At 66.5% G+C, this 1351-nt stretch carries 1 pseudogene; it reads left to right on the top strand.

What is annotated here, in order from left to right:
* The first annotated feature begins 23 nt into the window (after positions 1 to 23).
* Positions 24 to 1176 (top strand): annotated as a pseudogene (locus tag ACZ6C1_RS39065) (IS701 family transposase).
* The last annotated feature ends 175 nt before the right edge of the window (positions 1177 to 1351 follow it).

Genomic DNA, 1351 nt, shown 5'->3' with positions numbered 1-1351 from the left:
CTTGTGTGTGGTTGAGTTGGAGTATGGCTGAGCTTGGGGTGGGGCTGGTTGAGAGGTGGGACGGGGTGCTGGCGGGGTTGCATGCCCGGTTCGCGTCGCGTTTCGTGAGGTCGGAGCCGCGGGGGCGGGCGCTTGGGTATATGCGGGGGCTGATCGCGCCGTTGGAGCGGAAGAACGGCTGGACGCTGGCGGAACGGGCCGGTGACCGGCTGCCGATCGGGATGCAGCGCCTGCTGGGCGAGGCGGACTGGGACGCGGACGCGGTCCGTGACGACGTGCGGGATTATGTCGTCGAGACGATCGGTGACAAGAACGCGGTCCTGGTCGGTGACGACACCGGCTTTCTGAAGAAGGGCGTGCGCTCGGCCGGCGTCCAGCGGCAATATTCCGGTACCGCCGGACGGACGGAAAACTGCCAGGTCGGCACCTTCCTCGCGTACGCGTCGGCGAAGGGGCGGGCTCTGATCGACCGGGAACTGTATCTTCCCGCTTCGTGGACGGAAGACCGTGAGCGGTGCCGGGAGGCCGGCGTCCCGGACGAGGTGGTCTTCGCGACGAAGACCGAGCACTTCAAGGCCATGCTCACCCGTGCAGTCCAGGCCGGTGTGCCGTTCGCGTGGGTCACCGCGGACGAGCCCTACGGGCAGTCGAAATCCCTGCGGTGGTGGATGGAACAGCGGGCCATCAGCCATGTGATGTGCGTGAAGACCAGCGACACCGTCATCACCCGCGGAGCAGGAGAACGCCGTGTCGACGAGCTGGGAGCTGGTCGCGGGCCTTGCGCCGCAGGCATGGAAGCGCCTGTCAGCCGGGAAAGGCTCCCACGGTGAGCGCATGTACCAGTGGGCCCGGATCCCCATCCGGATCTGGTGGGAGAACGGCCACGGCCACTGGGTCCTGGCCCGCCGGAGCCTGAAAGACCCCTCCGATATCGCCTACTACGTCTGCTACGGCCCCATCGCCACACGGCTGAAGGACCTGGTCAGGGTGGCCGGCGCCCGCTGGGCCATCGAAGAGTGCTTCCAGACCGCCAAAGGTGAGTGCGGCCTGGACCACTACCAGGTCCGCCTCTACCACGCCTGGTACCGGCACATCACCCTCGCCATGGCCGCCCTCGCGGCCCTGACAGCCGTCCGTGCCCGCGAACTGTCAAAAGGGGAGACAGTGGTGGCCTGATACCGCTGTCCGTGGCAGAGATACGACGCCTCATCGGCCACCTCCTCCACCCCGCCCGTCTCACCATCCACCACCATCTGCACTGGTCACACTGGCGAAGACTCAGCCAGACACGTGCCCGCAACAGCCACTACAAACAACGCGGACACACCCCATAACTGTGATTGCAGTACTA

This window comes from Streptomyces sp. NPDC041796 (genome assembly GCF_055590785.1).
Note: the sequence above shows the minus strand (reverse complement) of the source record. Positions and strands in the feature narration are given on the sequence as shown.